This is a genomic window from Moorena sp. SIO4A1, assembly GCF_010672065.1.
In the GTDB taxonomy this organism is placed as follows: domain Bacteria; phylum Cyanobacteriota; class Cyanobacteriia; order Cyanobacteriales; family Coleofasciculaceae; genus Moorena.
In genome coordinates, this window is sequence record NZ_JAAHHX010001028.1 from 1 (window position 1) to 1,069 (window position 1,069).

General features: G+C 42.8%; 1 protein-coding gene. It reads right to left on the reverse strand.

All coding sequences use genetic code 11. The features are described from left to right. Window positions 1-99: 99 nt before the first annotated feature. On the reverse strand, window positions 100-1,069 hold a 970-nt coding region (locus F6K53_RS45005), incomplete at its 5' end, for a group II intron maturase-specific domain-containing protein (protein ID WP_293087621.1).

A 1,069-nucleotide genomic window follows, 5' to 3' on the forward strand; every position in this document is an offset into this window, starting at 1 on the left:
TGGATTGGGTAGGTCGGCGGGGTTGCCCCCGCTTCGCCCCCTAAGCACCGTGCGAACAAGTCTCCAAGTACACGGCGCACCTAATTCCTTTTGAACACGTTATTTTTGCGACTTGCTTTTCTTCGATTTCCGGTTTTGTACCTTTTGGCTTTTGTTCCGGGTCTTAGAGGGTTTTTCCATCCCGCTTCTTAACATTTGTTGTATGTCGGGATTAGTCGCACCCAAGGCATGGATGGAGTGATGGCAATCGTTATGCAGGTAGATGAGGTTATCGTATTTGTCGAGACCCCCTAGGCTTTTTGGCATAATATGATGTAGATGCACTTTATCGTAATTACCTAGATTTTGCTGACAGAAGGGACATTTATATCCCTGTCTGTTGGCTATTTTGTCTCGTCCGCTAGAAAGTTTACTCCTCGCCGTTTTTTCTTTCTGCTTGACTTCCCTTTCCTTCCAGTATTCTATTAGTCCTGGGTCGTCTGGGGATTTATCGAAAGTCACTAAAGTGTGTCTTTCAATTCTTGTCCAAGCGAATTTGTTTATGTGATATCCTTCTTCTCCAAATACCCAATTGTCATCTCTGCCGGGACATAATTTACCGAAGTATTTTTTATTAACCCATTCATGAGATTTCTTTGAGTGCTTTCGTCTACCCCACCGTTGGAGTTTCCAGTATACGTAGTTATCAAGCTGTGAGAAGATTTCCTTGGAGACTGCTCCGCTGTGATAGTTGCTCCATCCTCTTATTATTGGATTGAGTTTATGTATCACTTCTCTCTGGGATACCCCTTTGAGTTTTTTGAATTCTTCTTTCAGTTTATTCTTGACTTTCTTTACGCTTTTCTGGGAGGGTTTGATGAGGGTTATTAATCCCGTTTTTCTACTGGTGGTCTTATACTTTCGGAAAGTCCATCCTAGGAAGTCGAATCCTGTGGATACATGGCTTATTTTGGTTTTTTCCTTGGATAGTTTTAGTCCTCTTTCAGATAACCACTTTTCGGTGATTTCCTTAGCGTTCGCCGCATCTTCCTCGCTTTCTGTTAGGATTACGAAGTCATCAGCAAAGCGG